The following is a 25,310-nucleotide window of genomic DNA, read 5'->3' as shown; positions in this document are numbered from 1 at the left end:
TACCGATGACCGATGTACCCACACCTGCTACTCAAAATCCTGCCGTAGCGACACCCCGCGACAGCGCACCAGCCTCCCGGGGCTGGAGCAAGCACGACACCACCTGGATGCTCGGCCTGTATGGCACCGCCATCGGCGCCGGCACCCTGTTCCTGCCGATCAACGCCGGGGTCGGCGGCTTCTGGCCGATGATCGTGCTGGCGCTGCTGGCCTTCCCCATGACCTTCTTCGCCCACCGTGGGCTGACCCGCTTCGTCCTGTCCGGACGCTCCGGGGACATCACCGAAGTGGTGGAGGAACACTTCGGGGTCGGCGCCGGCAAGCTGATCACCTTGCTCTATTTCTTCGCCATCTTCCCGATCCTGCTGGTGTACAGCGTGGCCCTGACCAACACCCTGGGCAGCTTCATGGAGCACCAGCTGCAGATGGCCCCGCCCCCGCGGGCGGTACTGTCGCTGTTGCTGATCCTGGGCCTGATGGCCATCGTGCGCTGCGGCCAGGGCGTGATCGTGCGGGCCATGAGCCTGCTGGTCTACCCCTTCGTCGCCGCCCTGCTGTTGCTGGCCCTGAGCCTGATCCCCAATTGGAACGGCGCGTTCTTCGCCTCCGCCGGCGACGGCATGTCCATGCCGCTGTTCCTCAAGACCCTGTGGCTGGCAATCCCGGTGATGGTGTTCTCGTTCAACCACTCACCGATCATCTCGGCCTTCGCCGTGGACCAGAAGCGCCACTATGGCCAGCAGGCCGAGCGCAAGAGCAGCGGCATCCTGGCCATGGCCCACGCCATGATGGTGCTGACGGTGATGTTCTTCTGCTTCAGTTGCGTGCTGGCCCTGTCGCCGGCGGACCTGGCCGCGGCCAAGGCGCAGAACATCTCGATCCTGTCGTACCTGGCCAACCACTTCCAGACCCCGGTCATCGCCTACGCCGCGCCACTGATCGCGCTGGTGGCCATTACCAAGTCGTTCCTGGGCCACTACATCGGCGCCAGCGAAGGCTTCCAGGGGCTGATCGTGAAAAGCCTGCGTGGTCGCGGCCGCTCCCTGTCCTCCAGCCGCCTGGAAAAGCTCACCGCGTTGTTCATGGTGCTCAGCTGCTGGGCTGTGGCAACCTTCAACCCGAGTATCCTGGGCATGATCGAGACCCTGGGCGGCCCGGTCATCGCCTGCCTGCTGTTCCTGATGCCGATGTATGCGATCCAGCGCGTACCGTCGCTGCGCCAGTACTCGGGCCAGCTGTCGAACCTGTTCGTGGTGTTGATCGGGCTGATCGCCCTGTCGGCGATCATCTTCTCCTTCCTGCCCTGAAACGGGGCGGCAACGAAAAAGCGGACCTTGCGGTCCGCTTTTTTTTGCTCCCGGATTCATTGGCCGGCGCCGGCCGCGGCATGCCCCTTGCTTGATCCCGCATGAGGAATACGGACGTTGGCAAGCCTCGACGAACGACCGGCCGACGGTCTGCAATCGCGAACTAATTTCGCCCCAGGCCGGTCAATGACTGCACGATCCCAGCAGGCGGTGACCCTCATGGACAATCCATTGCAACTGATTACCGACACCTTCACCCCGCAGTATCAGGTCAACCTGAGCATCCAGGGCCTGGATGGCAACCTCATGCTGACCTTGTCCCAGGCGGGTCGGGTCGTGGCCAAGCGCATGATCAGCGCCGCCCAGCGCAACGATCCACGGCGTGTCGAGCGCCTGGTACAGAGCATTGCCTTCGGCATCGCCATCGAGCAGGGGCACAGCGCCGTGGCCATCCTCGAAGCCATGACCAACGGCGACCCACTGCCCTTGCCGCCCGCGGCGGGACCGCAGGAGGCTCCCCGGGCATCGCGGCTCTAGAGTTCGCCCTTCTCCACTTCAGGGTGCTCGCTGGAGCCCGCACCGAGCTTGCGCTGTGGATGCTCGATCTTCACCGAGGGAAACTGCGACGAGGCGTAGCGCACCACCAGGATGGCAAAGGCCAGCAGCAGGATGCCGCCACACAGGTAGATGATCCCCAGGTCCGGCGGGTTGTGATGGGAAACGTTGGAAATCAGCAGGCGGGTCAGCGCCGTGATCGCCACGTAGATCAAGAAACGCACCGGCATGTGGTTGGTCTTGAAGTAGATACCGACCATCGCCCCCAATTCCAGGTAGATGAACAGCAGCAGGATGTCGTCGATCTTGATGTGGCCCGCCTCGATCATCTGCAGGAACTCCATCACCGCCGCCCAGGCGGTCACCGCGCCGATGGCGAACAGCGCCAGGTAGTGGAACGACTCGACGAACAGGTTACCCAGGGACTCGGCCAGCTGATGAACGCTCTGGCGCAGGTTTTCGGCCCAATTGATTTTCACGATGGTTATTCCTTAGGTCGTTTCGACCGGATGATGCGGATGGGACGTGACGGTTGTTCTGCATGCAGAAAAAAGGCCAGGGGCACCTCGGTAAGATGGCGGTCATCACAGGCGAGGCACGTGCACCTGGCCCCAAGGAGCGGGAGGCACAACTCGGGGAAAAATTCCGTCTACATTAAAAAGCCACTATCCAAGGGAAATAGTTTCGCCTATTCTCTCGACCTGTATATGGATACAGTATTTGTACCGACCCATTATCGTGAAGGCATGTGAGGTGGTGAATGGCCGTCGAAGTGGTATACCGCAGCAGCCGAGATCTGGAGCGCTTGTTCATGGATAAAGCCGAAGCTGACCGTCATGACAAGATGCTCGAACTGGCTGAAGTGCTGGCGCAAGTGTTGCAAAAGGCTGTGCCATCGCTGACTGAGCAGCAAGTGGAAGAAGCCGGGATCTACATGGCCAAGAACCGCGATGTGTTCGCCAGGGCCTTCAAGAGCCAGCCAGACGCACTGGCCGAGCTGCTCAGCGAGCCGGCGCCAGTCGTGGAGACGGTCGAAAAAGAGCAACCTGCCGAAGCCGAGGCACCGGTCAAGCCTGCGAAAGCGACCAAGGCCACCAAATAGGCAGCCCCTGATCGAACAAGCCCTGTGCCAATGGCACAGGGCTTTTTTCATGCCTGGCGACCGAGCTTGCGCCAGGCCACCTGGGGGCACGCATAACGGTCATCGCGGGGTGTCCCACACCCTGCAACCTGCCGGGCAATACCCGGATGCGATGTCCATGGCTTCCAGGATTCGGTCTTCCACGGCATCAACAGCGCCAGCCCTGGCCTGACCCAGATAGCGGTACACCGCCTGCGCTGAAAATCCCTTGTCCCTGTACAGCTCCAGCACCTGGCGAATCGCCTCAAGATCCGCGGCACCGTGCAATACGCAAGACAGCTGTTCGTCCAGCTCAGCATCCAGCACTTCAGGCATCGTCCAGTTCATTCCCGTGGTGGTTGAGCACTCCAGTGGCTGGCCTTCGCATGCCAACCCTCCAGGTGCCGATGTTACATAGACAGGGGCCGGGGGCGCGGACCTAGCGATAGAGCACTCGCTCCGCCAGTTCGTCGGCGATCCGTGCCGGTGAACGTTTTTCTGCCTGGGCATGGCCGAAGATCTCCGTCAGGCGCAGGCTGATCTGCGACAGATGGGCGGTGATCACTGGCAGCTCTTCATTGTGATGCTTGAGCGACACGTAGATCAGCCCTCCGGAGTTGATCACGTAGTCCGGGGCATAGAGGATGCCGCGCCGCTCCAGCTGGTCGGCAACCTGCAGGTTGGTCAGTTGGTTGTTGGCAGAACCTGCCACCGCCGAGCAACGCAGTTGCGCCACGCTGCGGCTGTTGAGCACCGCCCCCAGGCCACAGGGCGCGAGAATATCGCAAGGTGTGCTGAGCAAGGCATCGTTGGCGATCGGGTGCGCGCCCAACTGCTCCATGGCCAGTTGCACCTTGCCAGGATCGATATCACTGACCAGCAACTCGGCGCCGGCGGCATGCAGCTGTTCGGCCAGGGCATAACCGACATTGCCCAGGCCCTGGATCGCCACCCGCAGGCCCTCTAGGTTGTCGCTGCCCAGGCGCGCCATGGCGGTGCTGCGAATACCGGTGAACACGCCCATGGCCGCATGCGGGGCCGGGTCGCCAGCGGCACTGGTACTGGTGACGTAACGAGTCTCTTGGGCAATGCAATCCATGTCGGCTACCGAGGTGCCGCTGTCGATGGCGGTGATATAGCGCCCGTCCAGTTGCTCGACACAACGACCGAAGGCCTCGAACAACGCAGCGCGGCTTTCCACATGGGCCGGTCGGATGATCACGGCGGTCCCGCCGCCCTGGGGCAAACCGGCCAGCGCGGCCTTGTAGCTCATGCCCTGGGCCAGGCGCGCGGCATCGCCCACAGCGCTGGCATCGTCCGGATAGGGCAAATAACGACAACCGCCCAGGGCGGGCCCCAGGCGGTTGTTATGGATGGCGATCACTGCCTTCAACCCGGTTCGAGGGTCGACGCTAAGATGCAGCGATTCAAGGCGGGTGCTGTGCATGAGAGCGAACATCGACGGGCTCCCGAATCACTTCTTGTAGTCGCCAGTATAGGCTTGCGCCTGAAAATTGCTGCGCCACGCAGGAATAAGCCGCGCCGTCTTGCAACCCAGGGGAAATAACCCGCTACCTACTGCGCAGAGACTGGACGAAGCACGACGACGGGGCTAAAACGAGGCATCCGTCGGAGGTTGCCATGAAACCGCGCCAAGCTTTCTTCGCCTGCCTGCACCGCTCGCCGCCCGCCTTGCTGGAGGCAGCGTTATGGATTGGTGCCGAGCATGAGCCAGCTCTGGTGCCCGGCCTGCTATTGGAAGAGTTCAAGCACATCCAGCAACAGGTCGGCGGCAGCCTGCCGTCACTGCCAGCCAACGAACTGGGACAACCGTTGTTGCGCCTGATGAACGACCTGGGGTTCCAGCAGGACGAATTCCTGCCGCTCAGGCCCCAGGCAGCCTTGATGGACAAGGTCCTGGAGCGGCGCCGGGGGCAGCCCCTGGCCCTGGCCCTGATCGCCCTGGAACTGGCGCAGCGGCTGCACATTCCACTGGTCGGCGTGAATTTCCCCGGGCACTTCCTGCTCCGGGTACCCGGCACCGATTACCTGCTCGATCCCTGCGGCGGACGCCGGCTGTACCCCAACGATTGCCGCGAATTGCTGCAACGCCAGTATGGCGCCCATCTCAAGCTCAACGCCGAGCACCTGCTCACCGCTGAACCACGCCAGATGTTCCAGCGCCTGTCGCGTAACCTGCGCCAACTGCACTTGTCCCATGACGATCATCTCGGCGCCCTGATCGACGCCGAGCGGGTACTGGAATTGGGCGATGGCAGCGCCGCCGACTATCTGGCTCGGGCCAGTCTCTACCAACGCCTGGAGTGCCCCAACGCCGAGCGCTTCGACCTGGAGCGGGCACTGCTGCTCAGCGACGATCCGATCCAGCGCCTGCGCCTGACCGAGCGCCTGGGGCACCTGCCGCCGAACAAGGTGGTTCACTGAACACAACAAGCGAAACCCTCGGACAATCTCTCCAGTTCTCTGGCAGGATGAACGGCTCACTCCAGGGAATGGACACGCCATGCTGATCAGGAAAGCCCACGGCGAAGACGCACAACGGGTCTTCGACATTCGCAACCAGGCCATCAACCATCAATGCGCGGGGTACTACCCGGCTGCCGACCTGCAAGTGTGGACCGCTGGCAACCTTGGCCAGCCCTTCATCGAATGGCTGGAAAGCAGCGGGCATGTGGCGGTCATCGACGGCCAGGTCGCCGCCAGTGCCATCCTCGACCTTGAGTCAGGACAGGTCGACGCGGTCTTCGTCGACCCGGCCTACATGGGCCGTGGAATCGGCCGGCAGATGATGAACTACATCGAACAGCAGGCCGTGCAGGCCGGCTTGTCGCACCTGATCCTGGACTCGACCCTGAATGCCGCGGACTTCTACCGCCAGTGCGGCTTCGTCGGCGAACGCATCGCCCAGTACCAGTCGCCCCGTGGCCTGACCCTGGCCTGCGTACCGATGATCAAGCACCTGGCCTGCTGACCCCGCCTCAGGACTTGAGCGGTGCCTGCAACGGTTGCGCCGCGCCTGTGCCGCCGCCGGTCCCTTCGGAGGGTGCACGCACCCGGATGATCAGCAACGCGGCCAGCACGGCGGGCACCGCGCAAAAGAAGAAAATCTGCTGCACCGGGATATGCATCGCCAGCAGCATGCTGCCCAGCAGCGGCCCGAGGATCGAACCGAAGCGCCCTACCCCCAACGCCCAGCCGGTGCCGGTGGCGCGCACCTGGGCCGGATAGAAGTTACTGGCGAAGGCATTCAGGGTCAGTTGCCCACCAATGATGCAGAACCCCGCCGCGAATACGAACACCACCAGGTAGCGCGGATTGTCGTGGTTCAGCCCCAGCAGGACGGTACACAACGCCGCCACCGCCAGCACCGCCGACAACAGCCGCACCTTGCGCTTGAGGCGATCGGCGAGCCAGGCCATGCAAATGGCCCCCAGGGTGCCGGCGAACAGGAACATCGACGTCACCAGGTTGGCCTGTTTCAGGGCCAGGCCGCTTTCCAGCAACAGGGTCGGCAGCCAGCTGATCATGAAATACAGCAGGATCAGGCTGACGAAAAAGGTCGACCAGATCAGCAGTGTCGGCCGCGCATACCCCTGGCGGAACAACTCCACCACCGTGAATTTGCCAGCAGCCTGTTGCTGACCCTCATCGCCAGTCGCCGCTGGTGGCTGCCAGTCCGGCAACATCCGCGCGCTGACCTTGCGCAAGCGCGCATAGGGCGGAGCATCACGCAACAGCCGCGGCAGGGATTCGGGCAACCACCAGAACAGGAACGGAAACAGCAGCAACGGCGTTACGCCGCCCGCCAGGAACACCGCCTCCCAGCCGAACTGGTCGATGAAACCGGCCGCGACGAAACCACCGGCCGCGCCACCGAAGGAGAAACCGCAGGCAGCCAGGGTCACCATCAGGGTGCGCAGGCGCGGCGGGGAATATTCAGACATCAGCGCCATGGCACTGGGCATCGCCCCACCCATGCCGATGCCGCAGATAAAACGCGCGGCCATCAGGCTGTCCAGGGATTGGCTGAACACCATCAGCACCGTCAGGCTGGCGTAGATCAGCACGCAACACAGGAGAATCCGGCGTACGCCAAAACGATCCGCCAGGGGTGTCACTGCCAGGGAGCCCAGGGTCAGGCCCAGCAGGTTGGCACTGAACACCGGGCCGAAAGCGGCTTTTTCCAGCCCCCAGTCCTGGGCCAGGGCCGGCACCACGTAGCCCAGGACCTGGGCGTCATAGCCGTCGGTGACCAACAACAAGGCGAGCAGCAACAATAGCGACCACTGGTAGCCGGACACCGGGCGGGCGTCGAGCGCAGCACGAAAGCTGGCAATCTGGTTTTGCATCGCAAGGTACCTGTTCGGTTTCTTATGGTTATGGAAGGTGATGCGAGAGGCGCCTGGGCAGATCCTCTGGTGGTGGGACTCAAGATCCTGCAGCCGCTCTAAGGCGGCTGCAGGGGCCGGGTGCGCCCTGGATCAGGGCGTCCAGGGGTCAGGCCGGAGTGTCGGGCTGGTTGGCCGGGTGGGCGGCCTGGAACGCCGGGTGCTCGGCGGCCAGCGCCGCTACCCGGAGAATCCGTGGATAGGCTTCCAGCGACACCTTGAAGCGCTCGGCGGCGTACAACTGCGGGATCAGGAACACATCGGCCAGCCCCGGCTGCTCGCCGAAGCAGAAGCCTTCATCGCCGATCAGCTGTTCCAGGGCCGCCAGGCCCTGGCTGATCCAGTGATCGATCCACACCAGCAGTTGCGCTTCCTCATGGCCCCACTCCCGCAGCAGGTTCTGCGTGCTGGAGTTATGCAGCGGATGCACGTCGCAACCGATGATTGCCGCCACTGCCCGGGCGCGGGCACGGCCGACCAGGTCCTCGGGCAACAACGGCACCTGTGGATAACGCTCCTCCAGGTACTCGATGATCGCCAGCGACTGGATCAGCAGGTCGCCCTCGTCGGTGCGCAGGGCCGGGACCCGGCCCTGGGGATTGATCTCCAGGTACTCCGGCAGACGGTTGGCGCCGCCCTTGGGTACCAGCAGGTTGACCGGGACAGCCTGGTAGTCCAGGCCCTTGAGGCCCAAGGCGATGCGCACCCGGTACGACGCGGTGGAACGGTAGTAGGTATAGAGCTCCATGCTGCACTCCCCTTAGCGGGCTGGCTGGACGGTGCCCCGGCATTCGCCGAAGCCGATGGAGGCGAAGCCTTCACGGCGGCAGCGCCCGCGCAGGATGATCTCGTCGCCATCCTCAAGGAACTTGCGCACCTCGCCAGAGGCCAGTTCGACCGGTTTCTTGCCACCCTCGGTGATCTCCAGCAGGCTGCCGAACTGGCCGCTCTGCGGGCCGGACAAGGTACCCGAGCCGAACAGGTCGCCGGCCTGCAATTGGCAACCGTTGACGCTGTGGTGAGCCACCATCTGGGCCACGGTCCAATACATGTACTGGGTATTGCTCAGGGTCAGGCGATGGGCCGGCAAGCCCTGCTCGCGCATGGCCTGGGTGATCAGCAGCACCTCCAGTTCGATATCGAAGGCGCCTGCGGCCTGGTCACGCTTGTCCAGCAGGTAGGACAACGGCTGCGGGTCGCCTTCGGGGCGCGCCGGCTGGGCCTGGCGGAAAGGTTCCAGGGCCTCGGCGGTCACCACCCAGGGCGAGATGCTGGTGATGAAGCTCTTGGACAGGAACGGCCCCAGCGGCTGGTATTCCCAAGCCTGGATATCCCGTGCCGACCAGTCGTTGAGCAGGCAGAAACCGGCGATGTGCTCGGCGGCATCGCCGATGGCGATCGACTCGCCCATCTCGTTGCCCTGGCCAATCCAGATCCCCAGTTCCAGTTCATAGTCCAGGCGTGCGCAAGGGCCGAAGGTCGGCTCGCTCTGCCCCGCCGGCAGGGTCTGGCCCTTGGGCCGGCGCACGTCGGCACCGGAGGCGCGGATGGTCGAGGCCCGGCCGTGGTAGCCGATCGGCACGTACTTGTAGTTGGGCAGCAAGGGGTTGTCGGGGCGGAACAGCTTGCCGACGTTCTGCGCATGCTCGATGCCCACGTAGAAGTCGGTGTAGTCGTTGATCCTGGCCGGCACATGCATCTGGCAATCAGTGGCCTGGGGCAGCAGCTTCGCCCCCAGGGCCTGGATCTTGCCTTGCAGGCTGCTGCCTTCGGCCAGCAGTTCCAGCAGGCGCTCGCGCAGGGCCACACGAGCCGGGCGACCGAGCTGGAAGAAGGCATTCAACTGGCCGCCACGGGTAGCCTCCACCGCGGATTTGGCCAGGCCCTCGAACAGGCCGGCGTCCAGCGCCGCCTCCAGGTCCAGGATCTGCTCACCGATGGCCACGCCGCTGCGGGGGGCCGAACCCTGGGTGCTAAAGACGCCCAGGGGCAGGTTCTGCAACGGGAAGTCGGGGTGACCGTTGGCAGACTCGACCCAGCTACGGGTGATGGTGGACAAGGTCATGGGTTATCTCCGATTCGGGTTGAAGGTGACGGGCAGCGAAGCCCAGCAAGCATCGTAGTCGTTCTGCAGTTGCGCGCATTCCAGGGCGAAGCCGCTCGGGCGCAGCACCTGGCTGGTCTCGAACATGAAGGCCATGGTGTTGTCGATCTTGGCCGGCTGCAACTCGACGTTGATCGCCTTGGTGCAAGTCTCGCCATCCGGGCCGTGGGCACTCATGCAGCTGTGCAGCGAAGCACCGCCGGGCAGGAAGCCCTCGGCCTTGGCGTCGTAGGCCCCCAGGATCAGGCCCATGAACTCGTTCATCAGGTTGCGGTGGAACCATGGTGGACGGAAGGTGTTCTCGGCCACCATCCAGCGCGGCGGGAAGATCACGAAGTCCAGGTTGGCCATGCCCGGCACGCTGGTGGGCGAGGTCAGGACGGTGAAGATCGACGGGTCGGGGTGGTCGAAGCTGACGGTGCCGATGGTATTGAAGCGGCGCAGGTCGTATTTGTACGGCACGTTGTTGCCGTGCCAGGCCACCACGTCCAGCGGCGAGTGGTCCAGCTCGCAACCCCAAAGCTCGCCGAGGTACTTCTGCACCAGGGCGGTGGGCTGGCGCAGGTCTTCGTAATGGGCCACCGGGGCCAGGAAGTCCCGGGGGTTGGCCAGGCCGTTGCTGCCGATCGGCCCCAGGTCGGGCAGGCGCAGCGGCGCGCCGTGGTTCTCGGCAATGTAGCCACGGGCTTGCGGGTCCAGCAGCTCGACGCGGAACTTCAGGCCGCGCGGCAGCACGGCGATCTCCAGCGGTTCGAGCTCCAGCACGCCCAGTTCGGTGACGATGCGCAGGCGGCCCAGTTCGGGCACCAGCAGCAACTCGCCGTCGGCGTTGAAGAACACTCGCTCCATGGAGCGGTTGGCGCGGTAGTGATAGACGCTGATACCCGCAGGTTTCTGCGCGGGCGAGTTGGCCACCATGGCCACCAGGCCATCGATGAAATCCGTCGGCTGCGCGGGGATCGGCAGCGGGCTCCAGCGCAGGCGGTTAGGCGTCACGTCGCCCAGCTCGCCACCGGCCAATTGGCGTTCCAGGCGGGCGAAAGCCGGATGCTTGGCCGAAGGCTGGATACGGTACATCCAGGTACGCCGGGCTTCGCTGCGGGTCATGGTGAACGCGGTGCCGGAAAACAGCTCGGCATACAGGCCGTAGGGGGCTTTCTGCGGGGAGTTCTGGCCGATGGGCAATGCGCCCGGCAGGGCTTCGCTGGAAAATTCGTTGCCGAAGCCGGATTGGTAACTGAGGGCGGACGCCGAAGAATCGAGGTTCATGGAGCCTCCTGGAAGTTGGAGTAGGCAGGGGCCCACCACTCCCTCACAAGAGTTATCGGCACGCCTGGGTTATTTTTATCGTAATCCAATTACGCATAACGTAATTTGATTGCCCGGGAGCGTCAAGCTATAAAGACCGCCACTTGTCACGGGACCCCTACACCTCCATGGAAAAATCGCCCAGCAGCAGCGATAGCAACGGTAAACAGAAAGTCCGCTCGGCCGAGGTCGGGACCGACATCCTCAAGGCCCTGGCCGAACTGTCGCCGAGCACCTCCCTCTCGCGCCTGGCCGAACATGTGCAGATGCCCGCGAGCAAGGTTCATCGCTATCTGCAAGCGTTGATCGCCAGCGGTTTCGCCGAACAGAACAGTGCCACCAACCACTATGGCCTGGGCCGTGAAGCCCTGCGGGTGGGCCTGGCGGCCCTGGGCAGCATGGATGTGCTGAGAGTCGCCGCCCTGCCCCTGGCGGAACTGCGCGATGAATTGAACGAAACCTGTTTTCTCGCGGTGTGGGGCAACCGCGGCGCCACCGTGGTGCATATCGAACCGGCGGTGCGCGCGGTGACCGTGGTCACCCAATTGGGTTCGGTTCTGCCCCTGCTCAGCTCGTCCACCGGGCTGGTGTTCAACGCCTACCTGCCGCAGCGGGAAACCCTCGATCTGCGCCAGCAGGAATTGGCCGAAGCCAGTTCCCACGCCCTGGCCGAGACACAGGCCCACGATGCCCTGGCCGAACAGATCCGCCAGCGCGGCCTGCATCACATCCATGGCCTGCTGATGCCCGGGGTCGATGCCCTGTCGGCGCCGGTGTTCGATGCCACCGGCAAGATCGCCGCCGTACTGACGGTGGTCGGGCCGACATCGCTGTTCCATGCCGACGAGCATGGTCCGGCGGCGCAACGCCTGCTGGCGGCCTGCCGCGCCGCGAGCTGGCGCATGGGTTACCAGGCCCAGCCAGAATAACCCCCCAGCCCACTCGCCAGCCTCGGCACCTGGCCCCTGCTGCCAGGCCATCCACCGACTTCTGCACACGGGCGGTGGCGCCTGGCAAACAGCCTCGGCGCGCACCTGCCGAGCACCACGACTATTGCTCTGGCTGTAATAGTCCTTGTCCTGAATCGCTATTTTTCCAATACCGGCCAGGGCTTATTCTTCTTTCGCAGTCAGGGCAAACAGCCTGGCTCCACCCCCGATGAAAGTGCTGTCCAGGGCTTTTCGGCAACAGATTTCGGCAGGCTTGAAACGACCCGGTTCAAGCCGCCTACCCAGGTTCACCGACGTTGATTTTGTAGCTCCTTGATCTAACGTCTTACTTCGGCCGCTGCTCTTGCAGCGGCCTTTTTTATGCCTGGGAAATGACCGGGCAGGACGCCCGAGAAGAGCAATCGCGGCCGCCGTTCCAGAGAACTGGCGCGGCCTGCAAGAGAGTGTTCGAAGCGGCCGCCATGGGCACTCAGATCGCGTACTTTTGCAGATTCTGCATCATCTGCCCGAGCGCCTCGATGTTGTCCTTGGGGTGGACCGCGCCGTCGAAATCGCAGATCTCTCGCCAATGGGCCGCGACATCCTCCGGCGAGAAACCCTGGCGCGGATCGAAACCGGCCCCCAGGCTGCGCTCCCAGCGCACCTTGCCGATCCAGCCACCACCGACTTCGAACAGTCCGGAGGTTTCCTGGCACTGCTCGCTGCCCAGGTACACCACCAGCGGGCTGACCAGCTCCGGCTTGAGCTGCTCGAACACCTGGGGCGGAATCAGCCCCTCGGTCATCCGCGTGCCACCGGTGGGGGCAATGGCGTTGACCAGGATGTTGTTCTTGCGCCCTTCCAGCGCCAGGGTCCGGGTCAGGCCGTACAGGCCCAGCTTGGCCATGCCGTAGTTGGACTGGCCGAAGTTGCCGTAGATACCCGAGGTGGAAGCGGTAAAGATCACCCGCCCGTAGCCCTGTTCGCGCAGGTGCGGCCAGGCAGCGCGAGTGACCTTGTAGGCACCCTCCACGTGTACCCGGTACACCAGGTCCCAATCGGTATCGTCCATCTTGTGGAAGGTCTTGTCCCGCAGGATCCCGGCGTTGTTGACCACCACATCGACTCGGCCAAAGGCATCCAGCGCGTTCTGCACGATCTTCTCGCCATCGGTGACCGAGTCATGGTTGGCCTCGGCGATCCCTCCGGCCTCGCGGATCTGCGCCACGACCCGATCGGCCGCCGAGGCACTGGCGCCCTCGCCCTGGGCCGAACCACCCAGGTCATTGACCAGTACCCTGGCGCCGTGGCGAGCGAACAACAACGCATGAGCCCGTCCCAGGCCCCCGCCGGCCCCGGTGATGATCACTACTTTATCTTCCAAGCGCACAGACTCACTCATACCGAACTCCAGCAGGGCCAATGGACAAGGCCCTGAGTGTCAGGCAGCCGGCCGATGCCCACAACGAACACGCCCAGAGCTGAATGGTGCGCGATAAGACAGCGGGATAGTCGCCCCAACTGGCCGCTCAGGAGCCCACGACACGCTGCGCCGGGACCAACAGGCCGCCGCGAAAGGCCAAGTAGTGCTTGAGCACTGCCAGGGGCGCCTCGATCTGCGGGTAGTGGCCGATACCTGGCAGCAGCACGGTATCCGGTCGCGGAACCAGTTGCCGGTAGCGCTCCACCATATGCGCCCCGGAGATCGGATCATGGGCGCCGTCGATCACCCGCAACGGCACCTCGCCGCGCTGCATGGCCTCGACCCAGCGATCACGCCGCTGCCTGCGCTCAGGGATGTAGCCGATCAGCTTGTGCAGGATGCGCGGGCCATCGTTGCTCTGCACCAGGCTCCAGAAGTCGTCCAGCACCGTCTCGCTGGGACGGTTTTGCGGGCCCGAGATCTGGCGCAGGCTCCTGGCCAGCCCCTCGCGACTGAAGACCCGTCCGAGCATCCAGCCCAGCGGGCTGAGCAGCAGTTTCTGGGTCAACACCGGGCGATGGGTTTCCGGAAACAGGCCGCCATTGAGAAACACACAACTGGCGATCTCCAGGCGCTCCTCGTAGTGACGCGCCAGCAGTTCCTGGGCAACGCTGTCGCCATAGTCATGAGCCAACAGGTGCAGCGGCTCGACAATCCCCAGGTGCGCCAGCAGGGCCTGCTGCAGGTCCGCCTGTTCCAGCAGGCTGTAGTCATGCTCCAGGGGCTTGGCCGAATCGCCGAAACCGAGCATGTCGCAGGCGATCACCTGATAACGCCGCGCCAGGGGTTGCCACAGGTAGTGCCAGTCCCAACTGGCAGTGGGGAAACCATGTATCAACAGCAGCGGCTCTCCCTGCCCTGCTACCCAATAGCGGATGGCCTGGCCACGGAACACGAAGTCCTGTCCGTGCGTACGCCAGACACTCAGGGGGATCTCGGCGATAGGCATCAGGATTTGTAACCTGTATCGAGTTGATCGAGCTTGCGCAGCAGGGCCGGCCAGGCCAGCACCCCGCCCATGCCCTGGGCACTGCGGGTGACTCCGGCGATCATTGCCTTGGCCCCGCTCAGGACCGGCGCGGGAATGGCAATCAACTCGGCACCGCCGTTCTGTGCCAGCACCTGGATCTCACAGGCACGCTGGAAGATGAACATCATCAGGAAGGTGTCGGCGATGCTCGCACCACAGGTGAGCAGGCCATGGTTGTGCAGCATCAGGAAATTGTTGTCGCCCAGGTCCGCCTGCAACCGGACCTTCTCCTCGGGGTTCAGGGCCACGCCCTCGTAGGGGTGGTAGCCGAGGCTGGCAAGGACGAACAGCGACTGCTGGCTGATGGGCAACACGCCCTGCTGCTGGGCCGACACCGCCACCCCTGCCGCGGTGTGGGTATGCAGCACGCAGAGCACATCGTGGCGCACGGCATGGACCGCACTATGGATGGTGTAGCCCGCCGGATTGATCTCGTAGGGGCTGTCCATCAGCTTGTTGCCGGCCTGGTCGACCTTCACCAGGCTGGACGCAGTGATCTCATGGAACATCATGCCGAACGGATTGATCAGGAACTCGTCGGTGCCCGGCACCTTGGCCGAGATGTGCGTGAAGATCAGGTCATCCCAGCCATGCATCGCCACCAGTCGGTAGCAGGCGGCCAGGTCCTGGCGGGTTTGCCACTCCAGGGCGCTGACCTGGTCTTTGACGCTCGCGGTGGATTGAACGGGGGCTAGGCTCACGGCAGGGACCTCATGTTGGCTTTTATTGGAAGGAGGACCCTCGGAGTCTAGACACCCCAGCCACACCACGGAGTCGCCTTGGCAGCCAGCTTGATGACCGAGCGGGTCAGCCGGCAGCCGGGTTGCGCCACGGCGCCTTCACGTCAAAGCAGCGACGCCAGCAAAGGAGCGGCAAACAGATTCAACAACCCGGTGAGCACCATCACCAGCCCCGCTACCGACCCTTCCTCGCCACCGACTTCGTGGGCCCGGCTGACCCCGGCGCCATGGGCACCGACCCCGAACAGGGCGCCCCGGGCCAGGGCACTGCGCAAGGGCAGCCAACGCAACAGCACGCCACCGAGCATCGCTCCGAACACCCCGGTGAACATCACGAACACCGCCGTCAGCTCAGGTACGCCGCCCAAGTCATGGGCCAGGGGCATGGCGAATGGCGTGGTGATCGAGCGCGGCACCAGCGACAGGGTTACCGAACTGTCCAGGGCCAAGAGCCGGGCCAGGCCGAAGGAGCTGCCGATGGACGCCGCGCTACCGGCCAGCATGCCCAGCAACAGCGCCGACCAATGGCGCATCAGCAACTGGCGCTGCTGCCAGATGGGAATGGCGAAGGCCACGGTCACCGGACCCAGCACCAGCATCAGCCAGTGGGTATTGGCGGCATACTCGGCGTAGGCCGTATGCAGCGGCACCGCCACCGCCAGCAGCAACGCCGGCACCAGGATCAGCGGCGACAACAGGTAGCGCCCGGTGCGCCGGTAGATCCAGCGGCTGAACAGATAGGCGCCAAGGGTCAGCGCCAGCCAGAACATCGGCATCGCCTCAAGCTTCATGGCGCATCCTCCAGCGGCACACCAGCTCCACGGTCAGCGCAGTCACCAACATCACCAGCAAGGTGCTGACGCCGATCACCAGCAGGATCCGCCAGCCGTCCTGGCGCAGCAGGCCGCCGTAGTCCAGCAGGCTCATCAGCGCCGGGATGAAGAACAGCAGCATCTCCGCCATCAGGAGGCCAGCGCCCAGTTGCAGGGCCGCCGGCTTGACCCAACCCAGGGCGAAGGCCAGCAACAGCATGGCCAGGCCGATGACCCCGCCGGGAATCGGCCAGGGCAGCCAGGTAGCCAGTTGGCAGCCGAGAAAATAGATGGCCAGCAGCACCGCCAGCTCGCACAGCAGGCGGCCAAGGCGTTTGAAGGTGGGAATGTTCATGGGGGTTCGGTCCTCTCAGGGGCCTATTTTATGAAAAGCCCCGCCATCACCGAAGCGAATTGTTAGACTGGAAGCCATTCCAAACTGGAATTCCCACCATGGATTTCAAGCAACTGCGCAGCTTCGTCGAAGTGATCCACCAGGGCGGCTTCACCCAGGCCGCCAAGACCCTGCATATCAGCCAGTCGGCGGTGAGCAAGCAGGTCGCCCAGCTGGAACAGAGCCTGGGCACGCCGTTGCTGGAGCGCCAGGGCTCGCACATTCATCTCACTGCCGCTGGCAACGTGGTGCTGCAAAGGGCCGAGGGCATGCTGCGCCTGCGCAACGAGTTGCTCAGCGAACTGGACGACCTGAGCCACATGACCCGGGGCGAGCTGCGCCTGGGCCTGCCGATGCTGGGCAGCGATACGCTGTTCGCCAGCCGCTTCGCCGAGTACCGGCGGCGCTATCCGAATATCCAGGTGCATCTGCTCGAGGGCGGCAGCCTGAACGTCGAGCAGGCGGTGCGCAGCGGCGAGCTGGAACTGGGCGGCAGCCTGACCCCCAAGGACCCGGCCTTCGCCTACCAGCCGTTCTGCGATGAGCCGCTGGATGCCCTGCTGCCCGCCGATCATCCGCTGGCGATGAATGCCAAGGTGCGCCTGGAGGAACTGGCCGATACCCCGTTCCTGCTGTATCAGCGCAGCTTCGTGCTCAACGACCGCTTGCTCCAGGCCTGCCAGCAAGTGGGCTTCACCCCCAGGGAAGGCGGGCGCAGCGGCCAGGCGGACTTCCTCGCGGCGCTGGTAGCGGCCGGCCAGGGTGTGGTGCTGCTGCCCAGCGTGGTGGCCCGGGCCCTGGTGCGCCCGGGGGTGGTGCGCCTGACCTTGACGGCCCCGCAATACCTGCGCTGGGACATCGCCTTCATCTGGCGCGAAGGCGCCTATCTGTCCAAGGCTGCACAGGCCTGGCTGGCGCTGCTACGGGAACAGCCGGTCAGCCCCGCAGTGCGCTGACCAGTTGTGCCAGCCAAGGCTCGGCGTCGGTTTCCGGGGTCACGCTCTCGCTGGCGTCCAGGCGTAGCATCGGCAACACCTCCCGTACACCCAGTTCGGCGAACAGTTCACGCATCTGCTCGCCGCCACCGCAGAAGGTGTCGCCATAGCTGGAGTCGCCCAAGCCGATCACCGCCCCGGGCAAACCGCGCCAGGCCGCTGGCAACTGATCGCGAATGCTCGAGTACAGGGGTTGCAGGTTGTCCGGCAACTCACCCATGCCAGTGGTGGAGGTCACCGCGAGAAATGCCTGGGGAGCGAATGCCTGGACATCCGCCAGGGTCGCGCGCGGATTGTGCCAGGCCTCGAAGCCCGCGGCGTCGAGAAGCTTGGCGGCATGCCGGGCGACTTCTTCAGCCGTGCCGTACACCGTGCCGGAAAGGATGGCGACTTTCATCAATCTGATCCTGAAGCTGACTAAAAGCCTGGGATATTAACAGCTACGGAGTAAAATCCCGTCGCTGGCGTGTCGTGCACTGCAAAGCACCTGTAGACACAATGCCAACATGCCTTAGAATCCAGCCCTCGCCGATCGATGACGGACCCTCGGAATGATCAATGCACACTTGCTGCAACGGATGATCAACGCCTCCAACGACGGCATCGTGGTCGCCGAACAGGAAGGCGAGGACAACATCGTGATCTATGTGAACCCGGCGTTCGAACGACTGACCGGCTACAGCGCCGATGAAGTGCTCTACCAGGACTGCCGCTTCCTGCAGTCCGGCGATCGTGACCAGCCAGCCCTGCAGGTGATTCGCCAGGCGTTGAGGGAAGGCAGGCCGTGCCGCGAGGTGCTGCGCAACTATCGCAAGGACGGCAGCCACTTCTGGAACGAGTTGTCGATCACCCCGGTGTTCAACGATGCTGATCAGCTGAACTATTTCATCGGTGTGCAAAAAGATGTCAGTGTGCAGGTCAAGGCACAGCAGCGCTTGTTGCAACTGGAACAGCAACTGGCCGCAGCCCAGGCCGAACTGGCCGCCCTCAAGGCGACCAACGGCGCTAATAAGTCGCAGGTTTAGTGGTCTGTAGGGGTATCTCCTGCGGATCTGTCTTTCACCTTTCGAGCATCATCATGCAGCGCGACGCCCTTCTCACCCAGGATGAGCTGGACTTCATCCGGACCATGCAACACAACCCGCACCTCAATGTGCGCGACACCACCTCCAGCCTGCTGGTCAACGGCGGCTCGCAGATCCGTGACTTGCTGACCCGCCTGGCGGCCAACGAAAAGGTCACCATCCAGGCTCATTTCGACAATCAGCAGATGACCTTCCCCCTGCACCTGGTGGAGGACGAGTTCCACGCCCTGCACCTGCGCCTGGGGGTGCCCAGTATTTTCGAGGAAGGTCCCATGGTGCGGCCATGGCGCCTGGCGCTGCCGGAGCCCGTGGCCCTGGAGAACGCCAAGGGCCAGCCCGGGCGCCTATGGGTGCGTGAAGTGTCGTTCAAGGGCGTGCTGCTGGAAATCAGCAACAAAACCCGACCACCTCGGCAGTTTGCCCAGTGGTTCAGCCCTTCGGGATATGAGCGGATTGCCCTGCACGGGCAGTTCGAACGGGCGACCGAGGCCGGCTTCTATGCCTATCGCCTGGACCAGAGCGATACCGAGGAAACCGAGCGCTTGCGCCAGTTCATCCTCCAGCAGCATCGCCATACCCATCCTGCCCTGCACGCCTGAGACCAGCCGACTCGGCCTCAGGTATCCAGGTACCCGCCGAGAAACTGCCGCAGGCGCTGCTGCATCACGCGCCCTTCGCTTCCCAGGCACACCACCGGCGAATCGATGAAGCTGTCCTGGGCCAGGTCCGCAGCATCGCCTGCCAGCATCAATGGACAATCCAACGTCAGCGCCAGGCGCTTGAGACGCTTGGGCAACTCCGTCGTGGGTGCGTGGTTGGAAAACACCACCAGGGCTTGGGGCTTGAGCTGTTCACAGACCAGGGTCAGCTCCTGTAATGGCACGCCGGGGCCCAGCACGCGCACGCCCAATTGGTCATGCCCCAGCAACAGCGCTGCCACCAGCAGTTCCAACTCGCGACATTGCTGGTTGAATGCCGTCAGCAACAGGTGCTGCGGCGTCGCCCGTTGCAGTGCCAGGCGTTGCAGGATCCGCCCGCGCAAGAAGCCATCCAGGAACAGCCACTCGCTGGTTTGGCCAAACACTTCCCGATCCTGTAGCAACTGCTTCCAGAACGGCAGGAAGATTTCCTGGAACACCACCGGCAGCGCATAGCAGGAAAACACCTGGCCATAGAGGCGATCCAGTTGCGCTTCATCGAAGGCGCTCACTGCCAACTTCAACTGATCGCGCCACCGGCCGTATTCGCCCAGCAGCCCTTCATTGGCAGGTGCCAGGCACTGGGACTGGGCCATCCGGCTCTTGGCCAGGATCTTGCCGACCTTGCTCACCGCCACGCCACGTTCGATCCAGCCGAGGATCTCGCGCACTGCCTCAACATCGTGCATGGAATACAGGCGATGCCCACTTTCGGTGCGTGTCGGCTGGATCAGACCGTAGCGTCGTTCCCAAGCCCGTAGAGTCACCGGGTTGATCCCGGTCAGGCGTGCAACTTCGCGAATCGGAAACAGCGCCTCCGGTCGAAGGGGATCGGGCGCTTGAGCGGCGACGGCAAGTTCAGTGGTGGCGGGCATCTGGAGGAGAAAACACCGGTAAACAAAATGGTCGCCATTCTACTCTGCCCGGGTAGCGATGCTTCAAGCATGGGAAAATCCGACCATTGTCTTTGGTACTCCAGTGCCAATCAGGAATAATCCTTGCTTGTCCCGAACGCGGCCCGACACCCCGGTGCCCCGTCAGCGATTGCCTTACCCAGGCAACGCATTGGTTTTACGGAGATACATGATGTCTACCTCACCTGTCACCCTGATGGTGGCCCGGCGCGTTGCCGACGGCCGCTACCAGGACCTGATCGCCTGGCTGCGCGAAGGCGAACAACTGGCCACCGACTTTCCCGGCTACCTGGGCTCCGGCGTCCTGGCCCCACCGCCCGGCGACGATGAATTCCAGATCATTTTCCGCTTCGTCGACGAACAGACCCTGCATACCTGGGAACACTCCGCCTCGCGCACCGCCTGGCTGGCCCGGGGTAGCGACCTGTTCGCCCATCCTTCGGAGCACCGGGTCAGCGGCATCGATGGCTGGTTCGGCGCCGCCGGACAACGCCCACCACGCTGGAAACAGGCCGTAGCCATCTGGCTGGCGTTCTTTCCGGTCTCGCTGTTGTTCAACTTCGTCCTCGGGCCGCTGCTCAACGACCTCGGCATGCTGGCACGGGTATTCGTCAGCACCCTGGCCCTGACCCCGCTGATGGTCTATTTCTTCATCCCGCTGTCCACAAGGTTGCTGGCCAACTGGCTCAATGCCGCCCCGGCCCGCCCACTGCCGGCGACCCCCTCGACGCAGAACCCGTAAAGCCTGGTGCAGACCGGTGCCACACCGCATGTGGCGGCACCGGCCCTCCAGCGATCCACCCCACGGCGCAGCACCGCCGCTGGTATAGTTCGGCTCTACCCGCGACGCGAGCCCACCATGAACGCCTCCACTGCCCCGATCCTGATCACCGGCGCCAGCCAGCGTGTCGGCCTGCATTGCGCCCTGCGCCTGCTGGAGGACGGGCATCCGCTGATCGTCACTTACCGCAGCCAGCGCCCGGGGCTCGAGACCCTGCGCGACAAGGGCGCAACCCTGCTGTTCGCCGACCTCTCCAGCGAGAACGGGATCATGGCCCTGATCGCCGAGCTCAAGCGGCACACCGATCGGCTGCGGGCAATCATCCACAATGCCTCGGAATGGCTGCCGGAAAACCCGGGCCAGGAGATCGACGCCTTTGCCCGGATGTTCGGCGTGCACATGCTGGCGCCCTACCTGATCAACCTGCATTGCGCCGAGTTGCTGCAACACTCCAGCCCGGCGGACATCATCCACATCAGCGACGACGTGACCCGCAAGGGCAGCAGCAAGCACATCGCCTACTGCGCCAGCAAGGCAGGCCTGGATAGCCTGACCCTGTCCTTCGCCGCGAAATATGCACCGCAGATCAAGGTCAACGGCATCGCCCCGGCCCTGCTATTGTTCAATGCCGACGACGATGCGCAGTACCGCGCCAAGACCCTGGCCAAGTCCGCGCTGGGGATCGAGCCCGGCGCCGAGGTGGTCTACCAGAGCCTGCGTTATCTGCTGGACAACCCCTACGTCACCGGTACCACCCTGACCGTCAATGGCGGGCGGCACGTCAAGTAGACCGCCCCGCGAGGACCTTGCATGAGCCTTTCCCTGTCCCAGCACTACCGCGCCATCCTCAAGGGGCTCGGTGAAGACCCCGAGCGCGAAGGCCTGCTCGATACCCCCAAGCGCGCGGCCAAGGCCATGCAGTACCTGTGTCATGGCTACAGCCAGTCCCTGGAAGAAATCGTCAACGGCGCGCTGTTCGCCTCCGACAGCGACGAGATGGTGATCGTCGCCGACATCGAGTTGTACTCACTGTGCGAACATCACCTGCTGCCCTTCATCGGCAAGGCCCATGTGGCTTATATTCCCACCGGCAAGGTGCTGGGCCTGTCGAAGATCGCACGGATCGTCGACATGTTCGCCAGGCGCCTGCAGATCCAGGAAAATCTCACCCGGGAAATCGCCGACGCCGTACAAAGCGTAACCCAGGCCGCCGGCGTCGCGGTGGTCATCGAAGCCAAGCACATGTGCATGATGATGCGCGGCGTCGAGAAACAGAATTCCACCATGCATACCTCGGTGATGCTCGGCGCCTTCCGCGACTTGAGCACCACTCGCCAGGAATTCCTGCAATTGATTGGACGGAGCAAGTAAATGCCACAACTTCAGCCTGGAATGGCTCGTATCCGAGTCAAGGACCTGCTCCTGCGGACCTACATCGGAATCAACGAGGAAGAGATCCTCAACAAGCAGGATGTGCTGATCAACCTGACCATCCTGTATCCGGCCCAGGATGCGGTGCGCGACAACGACATCGATCACGCGCTGAACTATCGCACCATTACCAAGGCGATCATCGCCCATGTCGAAGGCAACCGCTTTGCGCTGCTGGAACGACTGACCCAGGAATTGCTGGACCTGGTGATGGGCAATGCCTCGGTGCAGTACGCCGAGGTCGAAGTCGACAAACCCCACGCCCTGCGCTTTGCCGAATCGGTGTCCATCACGTTAGCGGCAAGTCGCTAGCGGCAAGCGGCAAGTAAAAGCGGTTCGGCTTTGACTTGCCGCTCGTAGCTTGTAGCTTGCAGCTGTTCCCACCCCTCTATGTGCAGAGAGTCTTATGTCCCCTCAACAACGCCTGGAACTGGAAGCGGCGGCCTTTCGCCGTCTGGTGGCCCATCTGGACAACCGCAAGGACGTGCAGAACATCGACCTGATGAACCTTGCCGGGTTCTGCCGCAACTGCCTGTCCAAGTGGTACAAGGCCGAGGCCGACCAGCGCCAGATCGAAGTGAGCCTCGATGAGGCCCGTGAAGTGGTGTATGGCATGCCCTATGCCGAATGGAAAAATCTCTACCAGAAAGAAGCCAGCGCCGAGCAGCAAGCGGCGTTCGCCAAAGGAAAACCCAATGACTGACCTCAACACCCTGCGCGCCAGCCTGAACAGCGGCGAACACCCGTTTGCCGATACCCTGGCCTTTGTCGCCAGCGGTTATGACTACCAGCCCCAGGCCTTCAACAACGGCGGCGTGGACAATGCCGCCGGGCAGAACGAAGGCTCGTGCAAGACCCTGGGCCTGGCCCTGCTCGAAGGCCTGAGCGACCAGGAGGCCTTGCTGGCCTTCGGCGAGCACTACCGCTCGGTACTGGCCACCCCCGAGGGCAGCGACCACGGCAATATCCGCGCCCTGATCGCCCATGGCCTGGCCGGAGTGAAGTTCAGCGCCCAGCCCCTGGTGCGCAAGGCCTGATCCGGCTACCACGGGCTGCCGGGCCTGCGGCAGCTGCGCGAGGCTTTCCATGAGGCATGAAAAAACCGGCTTGCGCCGGTTTTTTTCATTTCAGGACGATCAGAACGAAGCGTTCTGCAGGCCGTCCAGGTAACGCTCGGTGTCCAGGGCTGCCATGCAACCGGCGCCGGCCGAGGTGATGGCCTGGCGGTAGACGTGGTCGGCCACGTCGCCGGCGGCGAAGATACCCTCGACGCTGGTAGCGGTGGCATTGCCTTCACGGCCACCTTGTACCACCAGGTAACCGTCCTTGAGCTCCAGCTGGCCTTCGAACAGCGAGGTGTTCGGGGTGTGGCCGATGGCGATGAACACGCCGTCGACTTTCAGCTCGTCGAAGCTGCCATCGTTGTTCTTCAGGCGGGCACCGGTCACGCCCATGTTGTCGCCCAGCACTTCGTCCAGGGTCGCGTTGAGCTTGAGTTCGATCTTGCCTTCGGCAACCCGGGCGTGGAGCTTGTCGATCAGGATCTTCTCGGCGCGGAAGGTATCGCGACGGTGGATCAGGGTGACCTTGCTGGCGATGTTGGCCAGGTACAGGGCTTCCTCGACAGCGGTGTTGCCGCCGCCGACCACGGCCACCGGCTTGTTGCGGTAGAAGAAACCGTCGCAGGTGGCGCAGGCCGAAACGCCCTTGCCCATGAACGCCTCTTCCGATGGCAGGCCCAGGTAGCGAGCGCTGGCGCCGGTGGCGATGATCAGGGCATCACAGGTGTAGGTGCCGCTGTCACCGGTCAGGGTGTAGGGCTTGGCGGCGAAGTCCACGGCATTGATGTGGTCGAAGACGATTTCGGTTTCGAAACGCTCGGCGTGCTCGCGCATCCGCTCCATCAGCGCCGGACCGGTCAGGCCGTGCACGTCGCCGGGCCAGTTGTCGACTTCGGTGGTGGTGGTCAGCTGGCCGCCGGCCTGCATGCCAGTGATCAGCAGTGGCTTCAGGTTGGCGCGGGCGGCGTAGACCGCGGCGCTGTAACCGGCAGGGCCGGAACCGAGAATAATCACACGCGAATGACGTACATCAGACATGACTCACTCCTATCGACCGGCCCGGATGCCCTGGCGCGGAACGCCGGATTGCCGGCTGGAATAAAAAAGGACGGCGAAACCTTGGGGAAGGCTAAAACTCGTCCGTCCAAAAAATAATGGGTGCAGCGTATAGAGGGGGCGAAGATTAAGGAAATACGGTTTAACAATCCAGCTCATAGGCGGTCTCTATTCTCTGGCCATCTATTTGAAAAGGTCTTTGTTACCGTTGATGTCGCCCTGTGCGCCGTGCTTTCGCCCCTTGTGCAAAGCCGGTAAGGTCGGCGCGTTTTCCTTCTGCTCGGAGCCTTCTATGCCCGCCCCTGTCCTGTCCGGCCCGCAATACCTGCGCGAGGGCCTCAAGTTGATCCTCACGCCCGGCCTGCGCCTGTTCGTGCTCTTGCCACTGCTGGTGAACCTGGTGCTGTTCGTCGGCTTGATCTACTTCGCCGGCCACCAGTTCAGCCTCTGGGTCGACGCCCTGATGCCAACCCTGCCGCAGTGGCTGAGCTTTCTCAGCTACATCCTGTGGCCGCTGTTCGTGGTGCTGGTGGTGCTGATGGTGTTCTTCTCCTTCACCCTGTTGGCCAACATCATTGCCGCTCCGTTCAACGGATTCCTCGCGGAAAAGGTCGAGACCGTGGTGCGTGGCACCGATGACTTTCCACCGTTCAGCTGGGGGGAGCTGCTGGCGATGATCCCTCGGACCCTGTCCCGGGAAATGCGCAAGCTGGGGTATTTCCTGCCCCGGGCCATCGGCCTGTTCATCCTCTCGCTGATTCCGGTGGTCAACCTGGTGGCCGCACCGCTGTGGCTGCTATTCGGCATCTGGATGATGGCGATCCAGTACATCGACTACCCGGCGGACAACCACAAGATGAGCTGGCAGGACATGCTCGCCTGGCTACGCCAGAAGCGCTGGCAGAGCCTGGGTTTCGGCGGCATCGTCTACCTGGCGCTGATGATTCCCTTCGTCAACATCCTGATGATGCCCGCCGCCGTGGCCGGGGCGACGCTGTTCTGGGTCCGCGAGCGTGGTGTGGATAACTTGCCGGGCCAACAGCGCTGAACCTGTCCGTCCCTGTTCTGGCTCCTGCACAACATCGACCAGGGGCCAGC

The 25,310-nt window shown here is 63.6% G+C and carries 30 protein-coding genes and 1 pseudogene; 16 read left to right on the top strand and 15 right to left on the bottom strand.

Translation table 11 applies throughout. The annotated features are described in order from the left end of the window. Positions 1–5 precede the first annotated feature (5 nt). Both I9018_RS05010 and I9018_RS05005 read left to right on the top strand, forming a co-directional pair. Entirely contained in the window at positions 6–1,307 is a 1,302-nt protein-coding gene (locus I9018_RS05010) for a serine/threonine transporter (protein ID WP_241108868.1), read from the top strand. Between the two features lie 219 nt (positions 1,308–1,526). Then, entirely contained in the window at positions 1,527–1,844 is a 318-nt protein-coding gene (locus I9018_RS05005; protein ID WP_241110110.1) for a DUF3509 domain-containing protein, read from the top strand. Here the strand turns inward: I9018_RS05005 and I9018_RS05000 are convergent. Further along, a complete protein-coding gene (locus tag I9018_RS05000) occupies positions 1,841–2,341 on the bottom strand; it encodes a phosphate-starvation-inducible PsiE family protein (RefSeq protein WP_068584076.1) in 501 nt (166 codons plus the stop codon). The two genes, I9018_RS05005 and I9018_RS05000, sit on opposite strands and share 4 nt — an antisense overlap. 281 nt (positions 2,342–2,622) lie before the next feature. On the opposite strand from I9018_RS05000, the pseudogene I9018_RS04995 reads away from it, so the two are divergent. After that, positions 2,623–2,862: pseudogene (locus I9018_RS04995) on the top strand (YebG family protein); the annotation flags it as partial. Positions 2,863–3,063: 201 nt separating this feature from the next. On the opposite strand, the gene I9018_RS04990 reads toward I9018_RS04995, so the two are convergent. Then, positions 3,064–3,318: a hypothetical protein gene (locus I9018_RS04990; RefSeq protein ID WP_241108867.1), complete on the bottom strand. Its 255-nt coding sequence runs from the start codon at positions 3,316–3,318 to the stop codon at positions 3,064–3,066. A 103-nt stretch (positions 3,319–3,421) separates the two neighbouring features. Continuing rightward, on the bottom strand, positions 3,422–4,441 hold the full coding sequence (locus tag I9018_RS04985) for a Glu/Leu/Phe/Val dehydrogenase dimerization domain-containing protein (RefSeq protein WP_068584084.1): 1,020 nt from the start codon (positions 4,439–4,441) through the stop codon (positions 3,422–3,424). A 182-nt stretch (positions 4,442–4,623) separates the two neighbouring features. Between I9018_RS04985 and I9018_RS04980 the strand changes: the two genes are divergently transcribed. Both I9018_RS04980 and I9018_RS04975 read left to right on the top strand, forming a co-directional pair. After that, the gene (locus I9018_RS04980) at positions 4,624–5,427 is read left to right on the top strand and encodes a transglutaminase family protein (RefSeq protein WP_241108866.1); all 804 of its coding nucleotides are present in this window, start codon (positions 4,624–4,626) and stop codon (positions 5,425–5,427) included. A gap of 79 nt (positions 5,428–5,506) precedes the next feature. Continuing rightward, positions 5,507–5,974: a GNAT family N-acetyltransferase gene (locus I9018_RS04975; protein ID WP_068584092.1), complete on the top strand. Its 468-nt coding sequence runs from the start codon at positions 5,507–5,509 to the stop codon at positions 5,972–5,974. A 7-nt stretch (positions 5,975–5,981) separates the two neighbouring features. Here the strand turns inward: I9018_RS04975 and I9018_RS04970 are convergent, their stop codons facing one another. The 4 genes from I9018_RS04970 to hmgA form a co-directional block, all read right to left on the bottom strand. Further along, on the bottom strand, positions 5,982–7,352 hold the full coding sequence (locus I9018_RS04970; protein ID WP_068584094.1) for an aromatic acid/H+ symport family MFS transporter: 1,371 nt from the start codon (positions 7,350–7,352) through the stop codon (positions 5,982–5,984). A 148-nt stretch (positions 7,353–7,500) separates the two neighbouring features. Beyond that, entirely contained in the window at positions 7,501–8,139 is a 639-nt protein-coding gene (gene maiA / locus I9018_RS04965; RefSeq protein WP_068584096.1) for a maleylacetoacetate isomerase, read from the bottom strand. Positions 8,140–8,151: 12 nt separating this feature from the next. Next, positions 8,152–9,456 carry a fumarylacetoacetase gene (fahA, locus tag I9018_RS04960; protein ID WP_068584099.1) on the bottom strand — a complete coding sequence of 435 codons (1,305 nt, stop codon included), beginning with the start codon at positions 9,454–9,456 and terminating at the stop codon, positions 8,152–8,154. Between the two features lie 3 nt (positions 9,457–9,459). Beyond that, the gene (hmgA, locus tag I9018_RS04955; RefSeq protein ID WP_241108865.1) at positions 9,460–10,764 is read right to left on the bottom strand and encodes a homogentisate 1,2-dioxygenase; all 1,305 of its coding nucleotides are present in this window, start codon (positions 10,762–10,764) and stop codon (positions 9,460–9,462) included. A 167-nt stretch (positions 10,765–10,931) separates the two neighbouring features. Between hmgA and I9018_RS04950 the strand changes: the two genes are divergently transcribed. Then, positions 10,932–11,732, top strand: a complete 801-nt coding sequence (locus I9018_RS04950; RefSeq protein WP_241110109.1) for an IclR family transcriptional regulator — start codon at positions 10,932–10,934, stop codon at positions 11,730–11,732. Positions 11,733–12,222: 490 nt separating this feature from the next. Here the strand turns inward: I9018_RS04950 and I9018_RS04945 are convergent, their stop codons facing one another. From I9018_RS04945 to I9018_RS04925, 5 genes are all read right to left on the bottom strand, one after another. Beyond that, the gene (locus tag I9018_RS04945; protein ID WP_068584108.1) at positions 12,223–13,134 is read right to left on the bottom strand and encodes an SDR family oxidoreductase; all 912 of its coding nucleotides are present in this window, start codon (positions 13,132–13,134) and stop codon (positions 12,223–12,225) included. A 127-nt stretch (positions 13,135–13,261) separates the two neighbouring features. Continuing rightward, positions 13,262–14,164 (bottom strand): alpha/beta hydrolase, encoded by a 903-nt coding sequence (locus I9018_RS04940; RefSeq protein ID WP_068584112.1) that lies wholly within the window; start codon positions 14,162–14,164, stop codon positions 13,262–13,264. Then, a complete protein-coding gene (locus I9018_RS04935; RefSeq protein ID WP_124345772.1) occupies positions 14,164–14,946 on the bottom strand; it encodes a class II aldolase/adducin family protein in 783 nt (260 codons plus the stop codon). The genes I9018_RS04940 and I9018_RS04935 overlap by 1 nt, the downstream gene beginning before the upstream one ends. 143 nt (positions 14,947–15,089) lie before the next feature. Beyond that, the gene (locus I9018_RS04930) at positions 15,090–15,776 is read right to left on the bottom strand and encodes an LrgB family protein (protein WP_053134186.1); all 687 of its coding nucleotides are present in this window, start codon (positions 15,774–15,776) and stop codon (positions 15,090–15,092) included. After that, the gene (locus I9018_RS04925; protein WP_124345771.1) at positions 15,766–16,152 is read right to left on the bottom strand and encodes a CidA/LrgA family protein; all 387 of its coding nucleotides are present in this window, start codon (positions 16,150–16,152) and stop codon (positions 15,766–15,768) included. Before I9018_RS04925 ends, I9018_RS04930 begins: the two co-directional genes overlap by 11 nt. 98 nt (positions 16,153–16,250) lie before the next feature. Between I9018_RS04925 and I9018_RS04920 the strand changes: the two genes are divergently transcribed. Beyond that, positions 16,251–17,147, top strand: coding sequence for a LysR family transcriptional regulator (locus I9018_RS04920; protein WP_068584121.1), 897 nt, complete (start codon positions 16,251–16,253; stop codon positions 17,145–17,147). Here I9018_RS04920 and I9018_RS04915 read toward each other — a convergent pair. Next, on the bottom strand, positions 17,128–17,583 hold the full coding sequence (locus tag I9018_RS04915; RefSeq protein WP_068584124.1) for a flavodoxin: 456 nt from the start codon (positions 17,581–17,583) through the stop codon (positions 17,128–17,130). The genes I9018_RS04920 and I9018_RS04915 overlap by 20 nt on opposite strands. A 154-nt stretch (positions 17,584–17,737) precedes the next feature. On the opposite strand from I9018_RS04915, the gene I9018_RS04910 reads away from it, so the two are divergent. Together I9018_RS04910 and I9018_RS04905 are read left to right on the top strand one after the other, a co-directional pair. Continuing rightward, a complete protein-coding gene (locus tag I9018_RS04910) occupies positions 17,738–18,211 on the top strand; it encodes a PAS domain-containing protein (protein WP_068584125.1) in 474 nt (157 codons plus the stop codon). A gap of 53 nt (positions 18,212–18,264) precedes the next feature. Continuing rightward, on the top strand, positions 18,265–18,870 hold the full coding sequence (locus I9018_RS04905) for a hypothetical protein (protein WP_241108864.1): 606 nt from the start codon (positions 18,265–18,267) through the stop codon (positions 18,868–18,870). A 17-nt stretch (positions 18,871–18,887) separates the two neighbouring features. On the opposite strand, the gene I9018_RS04900 is transcribed toward I9018_RS04905, so the two are convergent. Further along, on the bottom strand, positions 18,888–19,844 hold the full coding sequence (locus I9018_RS04900) for a MerR family transcriptional regulator (protein ID WP_241108863.1): 957 nt from the start codon (positions 19,842–19,844) through the stop codon (positions 18,888–18,890). 211 nt (positions 19,845–20,055) lie between these two features. Here I9018_RS04900 and I9018_RS04895 point away from each other — a divergent pair, with 211 nt between their 5' ends. The 6 genes from I9018_RS04895 (at position 20,056) to I9018_RS04870 (ending at position 23,132) form a co-directional block, all read left to right on the top strand. Beyond that, positions 20,056–20,625, top strand: a complete 570-nt coding sequence (locus tag I9018_RS04895; RefSeq protein ID WP_068584134.1) for an antibiotic biosynthesis monooxygenase — start codon at positions 20,056–20,058, stop codon at positions 20,623–20,625. A 117-nt stretch (positions 20,626–20,742) separates the two neighbouring features. After that, positions 20,743–21,453: a dihydromonapterin reductase gene (folM, locus tag I9018_RS04890; RefSeq protein WP_241108862.1), complete on the top strand. Its 711-nt coding sequence runs from the start codon at positions 20,743–20,745 to the stop codon at positions 21,451–21,453. A 21-nt stretch (positions 21,454–21,474) separates the two neighbouring features. Continuing rightward, positions 21,475–22,035: a GTP cyclohydrolase I FolE gene (gene folE / locus I9018_RS04885; RefSeq protein ID WP_068584140.1), complete on the top strand. Its 561-nt coding sequence runs from the start codon at positions 21,475–21,477 to the stop codon at positions 22,033–22,035. Beyond that, complete coding sequence (gene folX, locus I9018_RS04880; RefSeq protein ID WP_068584143.1) at positions 22,036–22,407, top strand: dihydroneopterin triphosphate 2'-epimerase; 372 nt, start codon at positions 22,036–22,038, stop codon at positions 22,405–22,407. It abuts the gene before it with no gap. A 94-nt stretch (positions 22,408–22,501) separates the two neighbouring features. Beyond that, positions 22,502–22,798, top strand: a complete 297-nt coding sequence (locus tag I9018_RS04875) for a DUF1244 domain-containing protein (protein WP_068584146.1) — start codon at positions 22,502–22,504, stop codon at positions 22,796–22,798. Next, complete coding sequence (locus I9018_RS04870; RefSeq protein WP_068584149.1) at positions 22,791–23,132, top strand: HopJ type III effector protein; 342 nt, start codon at positions 22,791–22,793, stop codon at positions 23,130–23,132. Before I9018_RS04875 ends, I9018_RS04870 begins: the two co-directional genes overlap by 8 nt. A 99-nt stretch (positions 23,133–23,231) precedes the next feature. Here I9018_RS04870 and trxB read toward each other — a convergent pair whose 3' ends face one another. After that, positions 23,232–24,194: a thioredoxin-disulfide reductase gene (gene trxB, locus I9018_RS04865; protein ID WP_068584152.1), complete on the bottom strand. Its 963-nt coding sequence runs from the start codon at positions 24,192–24,194 to the stop codon at positions 23,232–23,234. A 310-nt stretch (positions 24,195–24,504) separates the two neighbouring features. Here trxB and cysZ point away from each other — a divergent pair, with 310 nt between their 5' ends. Next, on the top strand, positions 24,505–25,260 hold the full coding sequence (cysZ, locus tag I9018_RS04860) for a sulfate transporter CysZ (protein ID WP_241108861.1): 756 nt from the start codon (positions 24,505–24,507) through the stop codon (positions 25,258–25,260). Positions 25,261–25,310 lie beyond the last annotated feature (50 nt).

The organism is Pseudomonas sp. MPFS, from assembly GCF_022537035.1.
GTDB classification, from domain to species: Bacteria; Pseudomonadota; Gammaproteobacteria; order Pseudomonadales; family Pseudomonadaceae; genus Aquipseudomonas; species Aquipseudomonas sessilinigenes.
This window is presented reverse-complemented; position numbering and strand designations above follow the sequence as displayed.

Coding starts and splice junctions, on each gene's coding strand:
- I9018_RS05010 (WP_241108868.1), top strand. CDS start 6: ATGACCGATGTACCCACACCTGCTACTCAAAATCCTGCCGTAGCGACA.
- I9018_RS04985 (WP_068584084.1), bottom strand. CDS start 4,441: ATGTTCGCTCTCATGCACAGCACCCGCCTTGAATCGCTGCATCTTAGC.
- I9018_RS04925 (WP_124345771.1), bottom strand. CDS start 16,152: ATGAACATTCCCACCTTCAAACGCCTTGGCCGCCTGCTGTGCGAGCTG.
- I9018_RS04910 (WP_068584125.1), top strand. CDS start 17,738: ATGATCAATGCACACTTGCTGCAACGGATGATCAACGCCTCCAACGAC.
- folX (WP_068584143.1), top strand. CDS start 22,036: ATGCCACAACTTCAGCCTGGAATGGCTCGTATCCGAGTCAAGGACCTG.
- I9018_RS04915 (WP_068584124.1), bottom strand. CDS start 17,583: ATGAAAGTCGCCATCCTTTCCGGCACGGTGTACGGCACGGCTGAAGAA.
- I9018_RS04990 (WP_241108867.1), bottom strand. CDS start 3,318: ATGCCTGAAGTGCTGGATGCTGAGCTGGACGAACAGCTGTCTTGCGTA.
- folE (WP_068584140.1), top strand. CDS start 21,475: ATGAGCCTTTCCCTGTCCCAGCACTACCGCGCCATCCTCAAGGGGCTC.
- trxB (WP_068584152.1), bottom strand. CDS start 24,194: ATGTCTGATGTACGTCATTCGCGTGTGATTATTCTCGGTTCCGGCCCT.
- folM (WP_241108862.1), top strand. CDS start 20,743: ATGAACGCCTCCACTGCCCCGATCCTGATCACCGGCGCCAGCCAGCGT.
- I9018_RS04945 (WP_068584108.1), bottom strand. CDS start 13,134: ATGAGTGAGTCTGTGCGCTTGGAAGATAAAGTAGTGATCATCACCGGG.
- I9018_RS05005 (WP_241110110.1), top strand. CDS start 1,527: ATGGACAATCCATTGCAACTGATTACCGACACCTTCACCCCGCAGTAT.
- I9018_RS04900 (WP_241108863.1), bottom strand. CDS start 19,844: ATGCCCGCCACCACTGAACTTGCCGTCGCCGCTCAAGCGCCCGATCCC.
- I9018_RS04920 (WP_068584121.1), top strand. CDS start 16,251: ATGGATTTCAAGCAACTGCGCAGCTTCGTCGAAGTGATCCACCAGGGC.
- I9018_RS04975 (WP_068584092.1), top strand. CDS start 5,507: ATGCTGATCAGGAAAGCCCACGGCGAAGACGCACAACGGGTCTTCGAC.
- I9018_RS04895 (WP_068584134.1), top strand. CDS start 20,056: ATGTCTACCTCACCTGTCACCCTGATGGTGGCCCGGCGCGTTGCCGAC.
- hmgA (WP_241108865.1), bottom strand. CDS start 10,764: ATGAACCTCGATTCTTCGGCGTCCGCCCTCAGTTACCAATCCGGCTTC.
- cysZ (WP_241108861.1), top strand. CDS start 24,505: ATGCCCGCCCCTGTCCTGTCCGGCCCGCAATACCTGCGCGAGGGCCTC.
- I9018_RS04875 (WP_068584146.1), top strand. CDS start 22,502: ATGTCCCCTCAACAACGCCTGGAACTGGAAGCGGCGGCCTTTCGCCGT.
- fahA (WP_068584099.1), bottom strand. CDS start 9,456: ATGACCTTGTCCACCATCACCCGTAGCTGGGTCGAGTCTGCCAACGGT.
- I9018_RS04940 (WP_068584112.1), bottom strand. CDS start 14,164: ATGCCTATCGCCGAGATCCCCCTGAGTGTCTGGCGTACGCACGGACAG.
- I9018_RS04970 (WP_068584094.1), bottom strand. CDS start 7,352: ATGCAAAACCAGATTGCCAGCTTTCGTGCTGCGCTCGACGCCCGCCCG.
- I9018_RS04870 (WP_068584149.1), top strand. CDS start 22,791: ATGACTGACCTCAACACCCTGCGCGCCAGCCTGAACAGCGGCGAACAC.
- I9018_RS04980 (WP_241108866.1), top strand. CDS start 4,624: ATGAAACCGCGCCAAGCTTTCTTCGCCTGCCTGCACCGCTCGCCGCCC.
- I9018_RS04930 (WP_053134186.1), bottom strand. CDS start 15,776: ATGAAGCTTGAGGCGATGCCGATGTTCTGGCTGGCGCTGACCCTTGGC.
- I9018_RS04905 (WP_241108864.1), top strand. CDS start 18,265: ATGCAGCGCGACGCCCTTCTCACCCAGGATGAGCTGGACTTCATCCGG.
- maiA (WP_068584096.1), bottom strand. CDS start 8,139: ATGGAGCTCTATACCTACTACCGTTCCACCGCGTCGTACCGGGTGCGC.
- I9018_RS04950 (WP_241110109.1), top strand. CDS start 10,932: ATGGAAAAATCGCCCAGCAGCAGCGATAGCAACGGTAAACAGAAAGTC.